Below are 15,615 nucleotides of genomic sequence, written 5' to 3'. Positions count from 1 at the left end.
GTGGCGAGGCGCTGTATGTGCTGGTCCACACCCCCTATCTGCGCGAGCGCCATGACTGGAACCGCATGCTGCCGGCCTATCGCCGCGTGGTGTTCGACAAGCTGAAGCGCACCGCCGGCATGCCCGATCTGGAGGACCGTATCCGCGTCGAGCATGTGTTGACGCCGAAGGACATCAACGACCGCTACAATGTGCTGAACGGCGCCATCTATGGCTTGGCGAGCCATGGCCGCTTCATGGGCGCCTTCAAGCCCGGCAACCGCTCCCGCGATGTGGAGGGGCTGTATCTGGCCGGTGGCGCCGCTCATCCCGGACCGGGCATGCCGATGGTGCTGATGTCGGGTTGGATCGCCGCCGACAGCCTCGACCAGGACATGCGCGACGGCGCCCATGACGGTGCCGGTGCAGGCTCCGCGCGCGCCGTGGCCTGACGGAAGGCGGCGGGAGGATGACGGACGATCCGGTTGCGTTACGGTCCCGGCTGCTCTGCTGGTTTTTCGGCGGGGTCATGGCCCGACGGCTGCGGCGCGGCTTCCACGCGGTGCGGCTGGCGCGGCCGGGCTGGCCCGCCCTGCCGCCGGATCGTCCGGTCATCGTCTATCTGAACCACCCATCCTGGTGGGATCCGGCGCTGCTGATCGTGATGGGCACCACCCGTTTCCGCGGCCGGCCTGGCTACGGGCCGATCGATGGGGAAGATGCTGCGCCGCTACCGCTTCATGCGCCGCATCGGCCTGTTCGGGCTGGAGCCCGGCCGCGCGGGCGCCGTCTCCTTCCTGCGCAACGCCGAACGGATCCTGGGCAACCCGCGCGCCATGCTGTGGATCACGGCGGAGGGTGCCTTCACCGACCCGCGCCGCCGCCCGGTGACATTGCGGCCGGGAATCGCCCATCTGGTCCGCCGCATGCCCACCGCACTGGTGGTGCCGCTGGCGGTCGAATACCCGTTCTGGGACGAGCGAACGCCGGAGGCGCTGATGCGGTTCGGCCAACCCTTTGAAGCCGCCGCTCTTTCCGCTCTTCCGGTGCAGGACATCGCGGCGGAATTGGAAGGGCGGCTGGAGACGGAGATGGACCAGTTGGCGCTCGATGCGCAGAGCCGCGATCCAGCCCGTTTCCTGACGCTGATCGAGGGAACGGTCGGGGTCGGCGGCATCTACGACCTCTGGCGCCGGCTGCGCGCCCTGGCCGGTGGACAGGGCTTCTCTCCGGCCCATGGCAGCCGGGAGGAGGACGGCCGGCAAGGTCCGGCCCGCCAAGAGATGCAGCAGGAGATGCAGCAGGAGATCAAGGGGCCATGAGCGTCATCGTCCTGATCGCCGCGCTGTCTCTGATCCTGGCCCTGTTGCCGCTGGGGCAGGGGATCGTGAACCTGTTCCTCTATCGCCGCCCGACCGCCGAACCGCCGCCGGGCACCGCCGTCAGCATCCTGATCCCCGCCCGCAACGAGGAGGGCGGCATCGCCGCAGCCGTCGATGCCGCCCTGCTCAGCCGTGGCGTCGATGTCGAGGTGGTTGTGCTGGATGACCACTCCACCGACCGCACGGCGGAGATCGTCCAGGCCATCGCCGCCCGCGATCCGCGTGTCCGTCTGGAGAGCGCGCCGCCGCTGCCGCCGGGCTGGTCGGGCAAGCAGCATGCCTGCCAGATGCTCGCCGGGCTGGCGCGCTACCCGGTGCTGCTGTTCCAGGACGCCGATGTGCGGTTGTCGCCGACGGCCGCCCGCCGGGTCGGCGGCGCCCTGCTGGCGGGTGAATGCGGCTTGGTCAGCGGCTTCCCCCGCGAGGAGACCGGGACGCTGGCGGAAGCCCTGGTGATCCCGCTGATCCATTTCCTGCTGTTGGGCTACCTGCCGATGGCGGCGATGCGGCGCTCGACCGACCCGCGCTTCGCTGCCGCCTGCGGCCAGCTGATCGCGGTGCGGCGGGATGCCTATCTGAAGGCCGGCGGCCATGCGGCCATCGCGACGTCTCTGCACGACGGGGTGACGCTGCCGCGCGCCTTCCGCCGGGCGGGGCAGGGAACCGACCTGTTCGACGCCACCGGCTTTGCTCGCTGCCGCATGTACCGCGGCTGGCGCGAGGTCTGGTCCGGCTTCTCCAAGAACGCGACGGAGGGAATGGCGACCCCGGCCGCCCTGCCGGTCTGGACGCTGCTGCTGTTCGGCGGCCATGTGCTGCCCTGGATTCTGCTCGGCTGGGCGGCGCTCCATCCGCTGCCCGTTCCGGCACTCGTGCTGGCAGGGCTGGCGGCGGGTGCCGGGCTGGCCTTCCGCCTTCTGCTGGCCGTCCGCTTCCGCCAGAGCGTCGTCGGTGCCCTGCTGCATCCGGTCGGCGTGCTGATCATGCTGGCGATCCAATGGACCGCCCTGCTGCGCGCCCGCCATGGCAAGCCGTCGGAATGGCGCGGCAGGGCCTATCCGGCTGCGACGGGGAGTGGGCTGGGGCCGGGAAACGGTGCTCCATGACACCCTGGCTGCGCCGCCACGGCCACCGCATCTTCCACCCGCTGGCCGGAGCCGATGCCGCCACGCTGGCGACAGTGCTGCGCGATGGCGGCGGTGTCGGGCCGCTGCACCTGCATCGCGTCGCGACCGCTCTGGGCGCCGCCGCGATCCGCGCACCGCTCGACCTGCTGGAGCGGCGGCGGGTGGCGGGGCTGGTCGGGCAGGGCAGGGCTGCCGGGCCGCCGCCGCTGTTCATCCTCGGCCACTGGCGCAGCGGCACCACCCATCTGCTGAACCTGCTGGCGCAGGATGCGCGGTTCGCCGCCCCCGATCCGCTGGCGGTGGGCCTGCCCTGGGGCTTCCTCGGCCTGAATTCCTTCTGGCGCGCGCGGCTGGAGGAGTGGCTGCCGCCTGACCGCATCATCGACGCCATGCCGGTCGATCCGACCTCTCCGCAGGAGGACGAACTGGCGCTGGCCCTGATGCAGCCGCTGTCCTACTACCACGGCATCTTCTTCCCCAGGCACCTGCACCGTGCCTTCCGCCAGGGCGTGCTGTTCGAGGGATGCCGGCCACAGGCCGTCGCGCTGTGGCGGCGCCGGATGGACCATTACCTGAGCAAGATGCAGATCTTTTGCGGCGGCCGGCGGCTGCTGATCAAGAATCCTGCACACACATCGAAGCTGGCGGAACTGCTGGCGCTGCGGCCCGATGCCGTTTTTGTCCACATCCACCGCGACCCTTACGAGGTCTTCAGCTCCACCCGTCGCATGCTGCTGACCCTGCTGCGGGAGTTCTCGCTGCAATCCTACGATCCGCAGGCGGTGGACGATCTGGTGCTGGATCTCTACCCGGCGATGATGGCGAAATTCGACCGCGACCAGGCGCTGTTGCCGCCCGGCCGGCTGGTGGAGATCCGCTACGAACGCTTCGTCGCCGATCCGCTGGGGGCGCTGGCCGAGATCTATGACGGGCTCGATCTCGGCCCCCTCGCACCGGTTCAGCCGAACATGGAACGCTATCTGGCAAGCGTGCGTGGGTATCGCCGGGCCCGTCACGATCTGGAGGACCCGGCCCGCCGCGCGGTGCGCCGCCGGTGGGCCTTCGCCTTCGACCGCTGGGGCTACTGACGCGTCAGGCTCCGCCGCGCTCCTCGCGCTTGGCCTGCTGCCACATGGCTTCCATCTCGTCCAGCGTGGCATCCTGCGGCTTGCGCCCCTGGGCGGACAGCAGCGCTTCGATCCGGTGGAAGCGGCGTTCGAACTTGGCGTTGGTGCCGCGGAGCGCCGTTTCCGGCTCCACCTTCATCCGGCGGGCGAGGTTGACCAGCGCGAACAGCAGGTCGCCCAGCTCGTCCGCCACCCGCTCCTGTGCAGAACCGGCGTCCATCTCGGCCCGCAATTCCCGCACCTCCTCCTCGATCTTGTCGAGGATGTCGCGGGCGTCGGTCCAATCGAAACCGACCCGCGCGGCGCGGTTCTGCAGCTTCAACGCCCTGGTCAGCGCCGGCAGCCCGGCGATGACGCCCTCCAGCGCCGACGGCGCCCGTCCTTCCTCGGCGGCCTTGGCCGCCCGCTCGGCCGCCTTGTGGTCCTCCCAGCGCGAGGTCTGCTGGTCCGACGACTTCACCTCCTCCGGCCCGAAGACGTGGGGATGGCGGCGGATCATCTTGTCGGTGATGACGCCGGCGACCTCGTCGAAATCGAACAGCCCCTCTTCGCGCGCCATCTGGCTGTAATAGACGACCTGGAACAGCAGATCGCCCAGTTCCTCGCGCAGGGCGGCCTTGTCGTCCTTCTCGATGGCGTCGGCGACCTCATAGGCTTCCTCGATCGTGTGCGGCGCGATGGTGCGATAGGTCTGTTCCAGATCCCACGGGCATCCGCCGTCCGGATTCCGCAGCCGCGCCATCACGTCGAGCAGCCGGTCGATGTTGCGGGTCATGTCGTGCCGTCTCCGATTGCCGGAAGGTAAAGGTCCGCGACGATAACCGAGCGGAGCGGGCGGTGGAAGCGGCGTGGGGGGACGCCATGAGTGTAAGACCGGGCAACCCCTAGGCGGAGCCAGCGCCGGCTGCATCGACTGACGCCGGAACCGGACGCCCGTGCAGGCCGACCTGCCCGCGTCCATTGCGCTTGGCGGCATACAATGCCTGGTCGGCATAGCGCAGGACCGTGTCGAAATCCGTGTCGTCGACCGGCCACAGCGCCATCCCGATGCTGCACCCGATGCCGATTTCCGCTTCCTCCATCCTCATCGGCGCCGACAGCGAGGCGATGATGCGGGCCGCGACCTCCTGTGGCGTCAGCCAGTCGGCCTGTGGAAGCGCCAGACAGACCAGGAACTCGTCGCCACCGAGCCGGATGACCTCGTCGCCGTCACGCACGCAGTTGAGCAGCCGGCGCCCGACCTCCGCCAGCACGGCATCGCCGACATGGTGCCCGTGGCGGTCGTTCACCGGCTTGAAGCCATCCAGGTCGATGCAGAGCGCCGCCACCGTCGGGCGCCTGCCGGGCGGCAGGTCGGCCAGTTCCCGAACCCTGGCTTCGAGGTAGCGGCGATTTCCCAGTGCGGTGAGCTGGTCCTTGTAAGCGAAGCCGTGCAGGGTGGCGCCCATGTCGTGGATCGCCTGCGCGGCGTTGCCCATCTCCCGTGTCTGGAATCCGGCTGCGGCACTCTTCGCGACGGAATCGATCCGCCCCGCCGACAGGTCGGTGGCGGAGCGCTGGAGATCACGCAGCCCGCGCAGGACAAGGATGTCAAGCAGGAACCAGACACCGGCAACGATCGTCGCGACGACGCCGGCCAGGATCGCGATTCCCCACATGATCTTGCCGTTCACTTCGTCGAGGACGAGATCGCGTGGCACCCCGACAGCGATCCGCCCGCCGGTGTCCTCCAGAGTCGCGAAGCCGATGATCAGCGGCTGATTTTCGAAACCGGGACGCTCGATGATGCCGCGGTCGGCCCGGAAGATCGCGCGTGTGACGGGATGGTCGGCCATGGGCTGGCCAATCAGGGCGCGGGGCCCCGGTTCGCGCGCCAGGATCGTTCCCTCGCCGTCGAACAAGGTCACCGTGGTGCCGGGAGCCTCCGCGGCCTCTCTCGTCAGGTCGCCCAGCCATTTCAAATCCAGTCCGGTCAACAAAACCGCCTTGACGGCACCGTCCTTATCGAGAAGGGGCAGGGCGGCGGCCAGAAGAGGCTTGCCGGAGCCTCGCCCAATGCGGAAATTGCTGGTGCTAAATGACTTCGTGGCCAGCGCCAGCGTGAAGTAATCCTGATCCGCCACGGTCGTCACCGGGCTGCCGCCAAGTCCCGTCCGGCAGAGGATCCGGCCGTCGGGGGCGGCTACGGCAAAGCCGGTGCTCCAGGTCTGGAACGACATGGCCCTGCGCAGGGGCGGGCCGCAATCCTCGGACCTGTCCCCACGGACCTCGGGGATCAAAGCCAGCGTCTGCAAGGTCTCGCGAACCCGCGCGATGGCATCGGCCTGCTGGGATGCGCCTTGTTCGGCGAGCGTCAGAACACGTTGACGGGCATGCTCGATGTCGGCGTTCCATTGCTGCAGGTAGAGCGACAGAACAAGACCAACCAATGGCAAGAATGCGGTTATGATGAAAATTTCGAGTCGGACACGCAGACCCATACCGCCCCAGATATTCATTATGGATTTTCTTATAGACCCAATGAACATGTCAGTTCCAGAACGGCAGGAGTATCTCGATGACGCAGGTTCAAAACACCACAGGTAAGCGGTTGAGCAAAGAGACTGGAGTTACAGTTGCGCTGAAGCGTCCGCGTTCCGAAGGGACGCACCGGAACCATCCATAGTGCCGGTTGGAGAGACCGTATGCCTTCGGGATTTCAAAAATGCCAGTTCTTCTTGTTAAATCTGCTCATACTTCTCGCAACCCGGCCATGCTGTCGAGCCCCGGCCGATCATTGGCATCTTTGAGTTGCGATAAAGTGCATCGTTTAGCTCTTCACGAATAAAACACATAATTTACATTATGGAAATTATGTCGGTGAGCCGGGCGATCTGTTGCGTGCCGCCCCCGGCGGTTGTCCCGTCACCCGTTTGAAGGCGCGGCTGAAAGCGGCCTGCGAGCCGTAGCCCAAGCGGTATGCCGCGGTCTCTATTGGCATGTTCTCGCGCCCGATCCATTGCGCGGCAAGCCGCATCCGCAGTTCGGTGACATACTGGAGCGGCGTCATGCCGGTGACCGCCAGAAAGCGTTCGGCGAAGACGGACCGCGAGCTGCCCATTTCGGCGGCCAACTGGGCGACGGTCCAATCGCGGCCGGGATCGCGGTGAAGCGCTGCGATGACACGCCCCAGCCTGGGATCGCGCAGCGCTTCCACCCAGCCGCGGGCGTCGCCGCAGCCGCATTCGACCCAGCCGCGCACGATGAAGGCCGACACGACGTCGGCCAGCCGCGCCAGGATTCCGGCAAAGCCGGCACGTTCGGTCCGCGCCTCCCGTTCCATCGCCTCCAGCATCGGAAGGATTTCCGGATAGCGGTCGAGCAGGGTGCCGACCAGCATCACCTCCGGCATGAGGCCGATCAGCGGATGCATGGCGCCGAGGTCGAATTCCATGCAGCCGCTGAAGATCACCGTGTCCTTGCTGCGGCAGGTGTCCGCCGGGCAGGATTTGATGCTGCCGACCGTTTCACACAGCGCCGCTTCGTCGAAGCCGCCCAGATCCAGACCCTGCCCGTCTGCATCGGAGACCAGATCATGGGCACCGCCCCGCGGCAGCAGGACCGCGTCGCCGGCATGCAGTTCATGCAACATCCCCGTCCTGCCGCGCAGGATGGCGGTTCCGCAGGCCACGAAATGGAACTGCGCCCTCCCCTCGTCCCGGCCGAAGCTGATGCCGAACGGCGGAGCGAACTGCATCCGGCGGTACCTGACCCCGTAAAGCCGCATGCCGAGCAACAGCTCGCTGACAGCATCGCGCAGCGGAGGTGCCGAGGATTGTCTGGGGACGGGTAGGGACATGTCCAGACTTTCGATCAAAAACTCCGGACGGTATGGCATGGATCGTCCGGCGCTTCAAGCCTACCCTGCAACGCAGCAAAAACACCTTCAAACGAGGGGAAAGAGACATGAGTGATGTGACGAAGCCGGCCTGGGGCGCGGTTTTCGCGATGTCCATGGGCGTGTTCGCGCTGGTCGGAGCGGAGTTCCTGCCCGCCAGCCTGCTGACGCCGATGGCGGCCGATCTCGGCGTTTCGGAAGGGCTGGCGGGACAGGCGGTTACGGCCACCGCGGCCGTTGCGCTGGTGACCAGCCTGCTGATCGCCACTGCGACCCGCAGGGTCGACCGGCGGATCGTGCTGATGGCATTTTCCATGCTGCTGATCGCCTCCAATCTCGCAGTCGCCTTCGCGCCTAATCTGCCGGTCCTCCTGGTCGGGCGCGTGCTGCTGGGCATAGCGATCGGCGGATTCTGGACCATGGCCGCGGCGACCGCGATGCGGCTCGTTCCACCCGACCTGGTGCCCCGCGCCCTGTCGATCATCTTCAGCGGCGTGTCGGCGGCAACGGTGTTCGCGGCTCCGCTCGGCAGCTATGTCGGCGGGTTGATCGGCTGGCGGCCCGTCTTCCTGCTTGGCGCCGTCCTCGGGCTCCTTGCCCTGGCGGCACCAGGCGGCGACGCTGCCGCGCATGGCGCCGACCGGACATGCGCGGCTGCGTACCCTGCTCGACGTGCTGACGCGGCCGGGCGTCGGCATCGGCATGCTGGCCGTGGTGCTGGTCTTCACCGGGCATTTCGCCTTCTTCACCTACATCAGGCCGTTCTTGGAAACGGTGACCAGCGTCGGGCTCGACGGCGTTTCCGGCATTCTCCTGGGCTTCGGACTCGCCAACTTCGTCGGAACCGCGCTGGGCGGCATGCTTCTGGAGCGCAACATGCGCCTGACGCTGGTCGCCATGCCGTTGCTGATGGCGCTGCTCGGACTGGGGCTGGCAAGTGCAGGCGGTTCGCCGGCCATCGACACGGTTCTGGTGACGCTGTGGGGGCTCGCCTTCGGGGCGGTTCCGGTAGCATGGTCGACATGGATCACCCGTGCCGTGCCCGACGAGGCGGAGAGCGCCGGCGGCCTGATCGTCGCCGCTGTGCAACTCGCCATCGCCACGGGAGCCGCAGCCGGGGGAGCCATCTTCGGTGTCAGCGGCGTGACCGGGGTCTTCACCATGGCCGGAGCGGTGCTGCTGATCGCCGTCCTGACCATCCTGCTCGGCGTCCGCACGCGGACGGTCGAGACCGCCTGAACATCGCGTCCCCAACCGATAAGCCCGGAAGGGAACTGTCTCCCGGCCCGCCGGTCGCCATGCAGGCGACCGGCGGGCCTTTGTGTTTTTGCACTGCGGCAATCCAGCCATGCGGCGAACGGGGCCTCGGGACCGCATCGGCCTCTTGCCGGATTTAGATAGCAAACCTATTAAATAGGGATGCTACAAGATAAGGCGCTGCGCCTTCCCCGAATTTTGGCCTGCACCTGTTCCGCGCCTCCCATCTGTGGCGACGGGCGGCGAACAAGGTGCTGGCGGACAGCGGCTTTTCCGCATCGGCCATCACGCCGCTGATGCTGCTGGCCGAACTTGGCGACGGCTTGCGCCAGCGCGAGCTGGCGGAGGAGATGGGCGTCGAGGGCCCCTCCCTCGTGCGGGTTCTCGACGGGCTGGAAGGTGCTGGATTGCTGGAGCAGCGCGAGGATCCCTGCGACCGCCGTGCGAAGACCCTGCACATGACCGATGCCGGCCGGCACCTGCTGGTGCAGGTGAACGAGGCGCTGAACGATGTCCGACAGCGCCTGATGGCAGACGCGGCGGAGACCGACGTCGAGGCCTGCTACCGCGTGCTGTCCATCATCGAAACCAACGCCAAGCGTGAACAGACCTGATCGTGCCGTGTTCTCCGGGGATGCGCGCCAGTGGCCGGTTCCGGCCGCGGCGACCTCCGGTCGCATCGGTGCGGTGATTGAGGAACCAAGACCGTGACACTCTTTCCTTCCTTCCGGACGGTGGTCCGGATCGCCGTGACCCTGTTGGTGACCGTGGCGGCGGCCGGCGGCGGACTGTGGCTGTGGGATTACTACATGAACGAGCCCTGGACCCGTGACGGCCGCGTGCGTGCCGACATCGTCCAGGTGTCCTCCGACGTCGCCGGTCTGGTGACCGACGTCCGCGTGACCGACAACCAGCTGGTCCACAAGGGCGACCTGCTGTTCGTCGTGGATCCCGGCCGCTACAAGCTGGCGGTGGAACAGGCCCAGGCCAACCTCGACAGCGCCAAGGCGGAACTGGCCTATCGCACCGCAGAGGCGCGCCGGTACGAGCAGCTGGGCACCAACGTCGTCTCGACCGCCCAGAAGCAGGAGGTGGCGTCCGCCATGTCCAAGGCCGCCGCCGCCGCCAAGCAGAGCGAGGCGGCGCTGGATCTCGCCCGCTTCAACCTGGAGCGGACGGAGGTCAAGGCGACGGTCGACGGCTATGTCACCAACCTCCAGATGAAGACCGGCAACTATGTCGCCGCCGGTCAGGCGGTGGTGGCTCTGATCGACAGCCATTCCTTCTATGTCATGGGCTATTTCGAGGAAACCAAGCTGCCGCGCATCCATGTCGGCGCTCCCGTTTCCGTCCGCATCATGGGGGCCGCTGCCGACCTGCGCGGCCGGGTCGACAGCATCACCCGCGCCATCGTCGACCGCGACCGGGCGGAGGGCACCGGGCTGGTCGCCAACGTCAACCCGACCTTCAACTGGGTCCGGCTGGCCCAGCGCATCCCCGTGCGCATCGCGCTGGACGAGGTGCCGGACGGCCTGCAGCTGGTCGCCGGCCGCACCGCGACCGTGTCGGTGATCGGGTCTCCCGACAGCACGCCCAAGGTTGCCCAGCTGCCGGCCGGGCAGTGAGCGCACGGCCATGCCAAAAGCATCTTCCTGGGTCCCGACCCTGAACGAGCTGGTCTTCTCGCTGAAGTCCTTCGCCGCCTCCATGCTGGCGCTCTACATCGCCTTCGGCATGGGATTGCCGCGGCCCTTCTGGGCGATGCTGACCGCCTATGTGGTGTCGAGCCCGCTGTCGGGAACCGTGCGGTCGAAGGCGGTGTATCGCGTCGCGGGCACGGTCGTCGGCTGCATCGCCGCCATCGTCCTGACGGTCGAGCTGGTCAACGCGCCGGAACTGCTGTCGCTGGCGGTCGGGCTGTGGGTCGGCGGCTGCCTGTTCATCTCGCTGCTGGACCGCACGCCGCGCAGCTATGCCTTCATGCTGGCCGGCTACACCGCCGGCCTGATCGTCTTTCCCGGCGTCGCCAATCCGGAGGCGATCTTCGACACCGGGCTGGCCCGGGTCGAAGAGATCATCCTCGGCATCGTCTGCGCCACCGTCATCCACAGCGTCATCCTGCCACGCGGCATGGGGCCGGTCCTGCTCGGCAAGCTCGATGCTTCGCTGCGCGATGCGGAGCGCTGGACGCTCGACGCGCTGGAGCAGGTCGCTACCGACGCACGGTTGCGCGACCGCCACAAGATGGCCACCGACCTGACCGAATTGCGGGTGATGACCACCCACCTGCCCTACGACACCTCCGACCTGCGCTGGATGACCCGGCCGATGCGGGCCTTGCAGGACCGCATGGTCTACCTGCTGCCGGTGCTGACCGCCGTGCATGACCGGCTGGGCGCGTTGCGCCGCCCGGATGGAGCGATGCCGCCGGATCTGGCGCCGGTGGTGGCCGCGGTCCGCGACTGGATCGCCGCCGGTGCCGCCGCCGATCCGGCGGACGCCGCCCGGCTGATCGAGCGGCTCGACAGGCTGGAAGCGGCGGAATCCTCTCAGTCGGCGGACGGCTGGGAGGCCGCGACCCGCTTCAGCTTCATCCGCCGCCTGCGGTCGCTCGTGGAAATCCACCGCGATTGCCGGGATCTGCGGGCACATCTGGCCACGGGCGACCAGGCCCTGCCCGACCATCTCGATCCGCTGGCCCGCAAGCGGTCGCGCGGCGTCTTCCATCTGGATCAGGGGATGGCGGCATGGTCGGCGGCGGCGGCCCTGCTGGGCATCACCAGCGTCTGCGCCTTCTGGATCCTGACCGGCTGGTCGTCCGGATCGGCGGCGGCGATGATGGTGGCGGTCTTCACCTGCTTCTTCGCGTCCTTCGACGATCCGGTGCCGGGCATCCGCCTGTTCCTGGTCTATACGATGGCCTCGCTGCCGCTGTCCGCCTTCTATCTGCTGGTGGTGCTGCCATCCTTCGACAGCTTCCCGATGCTGGTGCTCTGTCTGGCGCCGACGCTGGTGACGCTGGGCATCTTCGTTGCGCGCCCGGCGACGATGGGCAAGGCGATGGCGCTGATCTTCGGCGTCGGCGGCTCGCTCAGCCTGCTCGACACCGGCAACGGCGATTTCGCCTCCTTCCTGAACAGCAGCATCGGACAGATCGTCGGCATCGTCGGCGCCATGCTGGTCACCCGCATGTGCCGGTCGGTCGGTGCGGCGTGGAGTGCCCGGCGCCTGCTGCACATCGGCTGGCGCGAGATCGCCGATATGGCGCGGACACGCGGGGTGCCGGCCAATGACGGCTTCGAGAGCCGCATGCTGGACCGCGTCGGCCTCTTGTCCGCCCGGCTGGCGCAGGCCGGTGGGTCCGTCGATGTCGACGCCATCGATGCGGTGCGCGACCTGCGGGTCGGGCTGAACATCGTCGAGCTTCAGCGGGCGCGCCCGGTGCTGGGCCGTGCAGGCGGAGCGGCGCTGGACCGGCTTCTGCGCGGCGTCGCCGTCCATTTCCGCGCCCTGTCGGCCAAGCGGCCCGACCCGGCCCCGGCCGAGCTGCTGGGCAGCATGAACGAGCTTCTCGTCCGCCATCCGCATCGCCCCGCCCTGCCCCGAGCGCGACCGGGCCGTGGTGGCGCTCGCCTCGCTGCGGCGCAGCCTGTTCCCAGGCGCAGCCTTGCTGCCGCCGCCTCTGGCCAACGAGGAGGTCCCTCCGACGATGCATCAGGAAAGGGCACGCGCATGATCGGCGAAATCGATGTCTACGGCCTGTTCCTGCCGCCGCTGCTGATCATGGCCGTGGTCGCCTGGGCGGTGTCGGCGCTGTTGCGGCGGGGACTGCGCGCCATCGGCGCCTATGGCTGGGTGTGGCATGCACCGCTGTTCGACTTCGCGCTCTATGTGCTGGTGCTGAGCGGCCTTGCCGGCCTGTGGTCGGTCTGGTCGGCCTGACCCGTTCCGGCTGAAATCGTCCACACTGCGGGCCATCCGGCATGCTAGTCTTCCTGCCATGACCGCCCCGCTGTCGCAGCCCTTCTCCATCCCCGGCATCACGTCCGATGCCGACGCCGAGAGCGCCTGGATCGACGTGATCCGGAAGATGGACGAGACCTACGCCAATCTTGTGACGCAACAGGTGGAGCTGGAGCGCAAGAACGCGGAGCTGGAGGAGGCGCAGGCCTTCATCGCCAGCGTCCTCGGCTCCATGACCGACGTCCTGATCGCCTGCGACCGCGATGGCCGGATCGAGCAGACCAACCCGGCGGCCGAACGGGCGCTCGGTTGCGCCGGGCGTGACCTGACGGGACGGCCGTTGCGCGATTTCCTCGACCCGGCTTTCCATCCCGCCTTCGCCCGGCTGTGCAGCGCCGCCCTCCAGCGCGAGGAGGTCAGTGATGTGGAGCTGTCGCTGCGCGGCCCCACCGGCCCCTTCCCGGTCGCGGTCAACAGCACGGTTCGCTACGACCAGCGCGGCCATGCCATCGGGCTGGTTCTGGTCGGCCGGCCCGTCGGGGAATTGCGCCGCGCCTACCGCGACCTTGCCGCCGCCCATGAAGGGCTGAAGCAGACCCAGCAGCAGCTCGTCCATTCGGAGAAGATGGCCTCTCTCGGCCGGCTGGTGGCGGGCGTGGCGCATGAGCTGAACAACCCGATCTCCTTCGTCTACGGCAACGCCCATGCTATGCGCCGCTATGTCGACCGGATGACCGCGTATCTCGACCGCGTGCATGACGGTGCCGCGGCGCCGGAACTCGCTGGCTTGCGCAAGGAATTGCGCATCGACCGCGCCCGTGCCGATGCCGCTGCGACGCTGGACGGCATGCTGGAAGGGACGGAGCGGGTGCGCGACATCGTGGCGGAGCTTCGCCGCTTCTCGTCGGAACAGAAGCACGCCTCGGAACGCTTTGATCTGACGGGACTTTTGCGCTCCGCGGTCACCTGGGTCGCCAAGGCGCAGATGCCCGACTTGACCGTCGTTTTCGACCTGCCCGACACGCTGGATATCGCCGGCCATCCCGGCCATCTGCATCAGGTCGCGATGAATTCTGGTCCAGAACGCCATCGACGCCATGGCCGGCGCTGCGGTCAAGCGGCTGGAACTGCATGGCCGGGAGGAGGCCGGAAAAATCGTCGTCACCATCCGCGACACCGGCCACGGCGTTCCCGATGCCATCCTGGCCCGCATCTTCGATCCCTTCTTCACCACCAAGCCTGTCGGCAAGGGCACCGGCCTCGGCCTGTCGATCAGCTACCAGCTGGTGCACGACCATGGCGGCGCACTGTCCGCCGCCAATCATCCGGAAGGCGGGGCGCTGTTCACCCTGACCCTGCCGGCCGCCGGTCAGCGCGAAGGAGCCGGACGATGAGAGAACGCCCGCTGTCGGTGCTGTGGCTCCAATCGGGCGGCTGCGGCGGCTGCACCATGTCGCTGCTCTGCGCCGAATCCCCGGATTTGCTGCTGCTGCTGGAGACCGCCGGCATCCGCCTGCTCTGGCATCCCAGCCTGTCGGAAGAAACGGGGGCGGAGGCAGTCGAGCTGTTCGAGCGCGTCCTGTCGGGGGCGGAGCCGCTCGATGTGCTGTGTGTCGAGGGATCGCTGCTGCGCGGCCCCAACGGCACCGGGCGCTTCCATGTTCTGGCGGGGACCGGCCGGCCGACCATCGACTGGGTACGCGATCTGGCCGCCGTCGCTGGCACCGTCGTCGCCGTCGGCACCTGCGCGGCCTTCGGCGGCATCACGGCAGGCGGCGAGAACATCGCCGACGCCTGCGGCCTGCAGTATGATGGCACGCAGCGCGGTGGCGCCTTGGGGACGGAGTTCCGCGCGCGTGGCGGCTTGCCGGTGGTCAATGTCGCGGGGTGCCCGACCCATCCGAACTGGGTGACCGAAACGCTGATGCTGCTGGCCGAAAACGCCCTCGCCGCTTCCGACCTCGATCTCTACCAGCGCCCGCGCTTCTATGCCGACCATCTGGTCCACCATGGCTGTCCGCGCAACGAGCATTATGAGTACAAGGCGAGTGCGGAGAAGCCATCCGATCTCGGCTGCCTGATGGAACATATGGGCTGCCTTGGCACACAGGCGCATGCCGACTGCAACACCCGCCTGTGGAATGGCGAAGGCTCCTGCACCCGTGGCGGGTACGCCTGCATCAATTGCACGGCACCGGGGTTCGAGGAGCCCGGACATCCGTTCCAGCAGACGCCAAAATTCGCAGGCATTCCCATCGGCCTGCCCACCGATATGCCGAAGGCGTGGTTCGTCGCGCTGGCCTCCCTGGCGAAGGCAGCGACGCCGGAGCGGGTGCGCCGGAACGCCGCCGCCGACCGCATCCTCGTCGCTCCCACCATCCGTCCCACCCGGAAAGGCTGATCGGGTGAGTGAAGCCCCAAACCGCCGTCTGATCGTCGGTCCTTTCAACAGAGTGGAAGGCGATCTTGAAGTCCGGCTTGAGATAAACGGCACAAGTGTCTCTGCCGCTTACGTAAATTCGCCGCTGTTCCGCGGGTTCGAGCGCATTCTGGAAGGGCGCGACCCAATGGATGCGCTGGTGGTCGCCCCGCGGATCTGCGGCATCTGCTCCGTCTCCCAGAGCCATGCGGCGGCGCTGGCGCTGGCCGGCGTCATGGGGCTGGAGGTGCCGCGCAACGGACTGCTCGCGACCAACCTGATGACGGCGACCGAGAATATCGCCGACCATCTGACCCATTTCCACCTGTTCTTCATGCCCGACTTCGCCCGCCCCGCCTACCAGGGCCGACCTTGGTTCGAGAGGGCGGAGGCGCGGTTCAAGGCCGCCCACGGCATTGCGGTGCGCAGTGCCACTGCGGCGCGGGCGGAGCTGTTCCATGTGCTGGGCATCCTGGGCGGCAAA

Annotated in this window: 12 protein-coding genes and 2 pseudogenes; 11 read left to right on the top strand and 3 right to left on the bottom strand. The window is 67.9% G+C overall.

Features of this window, described 5'->3' with window-relative positions:
* Positions 1-17 precede the first annotated feature (17 nt).
* The 4 genes from ACWPN3_RS11030 to ACWPN3_RS11015 all read left to right on the top strand — a co-directional run bounded on the left by ACWPN3_RS11030 (position 18) and on the right by ACWPN3_RS11015 (position 3,576).
* Complete coding sequence (locus ACWPN3_RS11030) at positions 18-431, top strand: phytoene desaturase family protein (RefSeq protein ID WP_492261371.1); 414 nt, start codon at positions 18-20, stop codon at positions 429-431.
* 258 nt (positions 432-689) lie between these two features.
* Complete coding sequence (locus tag ACWPN3_RS11025; protein ID WP_492261370.1) at positions 690-1,301, top strand: lysophospholipid acyltransferase family protein; 612 nt, start codon at positions 690-692, stop codon at positions 1,299-1,301.
* Positions 1,298-2,467: a glycosyltransferase family 2 protein gene (locus ACWPN3_RS11020; protein WP_492242805.1), complete on the top strand. Its 1,170-nt coding sequence runs from the start codon at positions 1,298-1,300 to the stop codon at positions 2,465-2,467. The genes ACWPN3_RS11025 and ACWPN3_RS11020 overlap by 4 nt, the downstream gene beginning before the upstream one ends.
* Positions 2,464-3,576, top strand: coding sequence for a sulfotransferase family protein (locus ACWPN3_RS11015; protein WP_492242804.1), 1,113 nt, complete (start codon positions 2,464-2,466; stop codon positions 3,574-3,576). The genes ACWPN3_RS11020 and ACWPN3_RS11015 overlap by 4 nt, the downstream gene beginning before the upstream one ends.
* A gap of 4 nt (positions 3,577-3,580) precedes the next feature.
* Here the strand turns inward: ACWPN3_RS11015 and mazG are convergent, their stop codons facing one another.
* From mazG to ACWPN3_RS11000, 3 genes are all read right to left on the bottom strand, one after another.
* On the bottom strand, positions 3,581-4,390 hold the full coding sequence (gene mazG, locus ACWPN3_RS11010) for a nucleoside triphosphate pyrophosphohydrolase (protein WP_109446550.1): 810 nt from the start codon (positions 4,388-4,390) through the stop codon (positions 3,581-3,583).
* Positions 4,391-4,499: 109 nt separating this feature from the next.
* Positions 4,500-6,113 (bottom strand): sensor domain-containing diguanylate cyclase, encoded by a 1,614-nt coding sequence (locus ACWPN3_RS11005; protein ID WP_492242803.1) that lies wholly within the window; start codon positions 6,111-6,113, stop codon positions 4,500-4,502.
* Between the two features lie 353 nt (positions 6,114-6,466).
* Complete coding sequence (locus tag ACWPN3_RS11000) at positions 6,467-7,453, bottom strand: AraC family transcriptional regulator (protein WP_492242802.1); 987 nt, start codon at positions 7,451-7,453, stop codon at positions 6,467-6,469.
* Positions 7,454-7,485: 32 nt separating this feature from the next.
* Here ACWPN3_RS11000 and ACWPN3_RS10995 point away from each other — a divergent pair.
* The 7 genes and pseudogenes from ACWPN3_RS10995 to ACWPN3_RS10965 all read left to right on the top strand — a co-directional run.
* Positions 7,486-8,037, top strand: a pseudogene (locus ACWPN3_RS10995) (MFS transporter); the annotation flags it as partial.
* An 85-nt stretch (positions 8,038-8,122) separates the two neighbouring features.
* Positions 8,123-8,731, top strand: a complete 609-nt coding sequence (locus ACWPN3_RS10990) for an MFS transporter (protein ID WP_492261369.1) — start codon at positions 8,123-8,125, stop codon at positions 8,729-8,731.
* A gap of 269 nt (positions 8,732-9,000) precedes the next feature.
* Positions 9,001-9,363, top strand: coding sequence for a MarR family winged helix-turn-helix transcriptional regulator (locus ACWPN3_RS10985; RefSeq protein ID WP_492261368.1), 363 nt, complete (start codon positions 9,001-9,003; stop codon positions 9,361-9,363).
* Between the two features lie 93 nt (positions 9,364-9,456).
* Entirely contained in the window at positions 9,457-10,374 is a 918-nt protein-coding gene (locus ACWPN3_RS10980) for an efflux RND transporter periplasmic adaptor subunit (protein WP_492242800.1), read from the top strand.
* Between the two features lie 10 nt (positions 10,375-10,384).
* Positions 10,385-12,691, top strand: coding sequence for an FUSC family protein (locus tag ACWPN3_RS10975; RefSeq protein ID WP_492261367.1), 2,307 nt, complete (start codon positions 10,385-10,387; stop codon positions 12,689-12,691).
* A gap of 58 nt (positions 12,692-12,749) precedes the next feature.
* Entirely contained in the window at positions 12,750-15,113 is a 2,364-nt protein-coding gene (locus tag ACWPN3_RS10970; protein WP_492261366.1) for an NADH-quinone oxidoreductase subunit B family protein, read from the top strand.
* A gap of 166 nt (positions 15,114-15,279) precedes the next feature.
* Positions 15,280-15,402, top strand: a pseudogene (locus tag ACWPN3_RS10965) (hypothetical protein); the annotation flags it as partial.
* Positions 15,403-15,615: the final 213 nt, after the last annotated feature.

The organism is Azospirillum sp. UENF 111221 (assembly GCF_058780625.1).
This window is presented reverse-complemented; position numbering and strand designations above follow the sequence as displayed.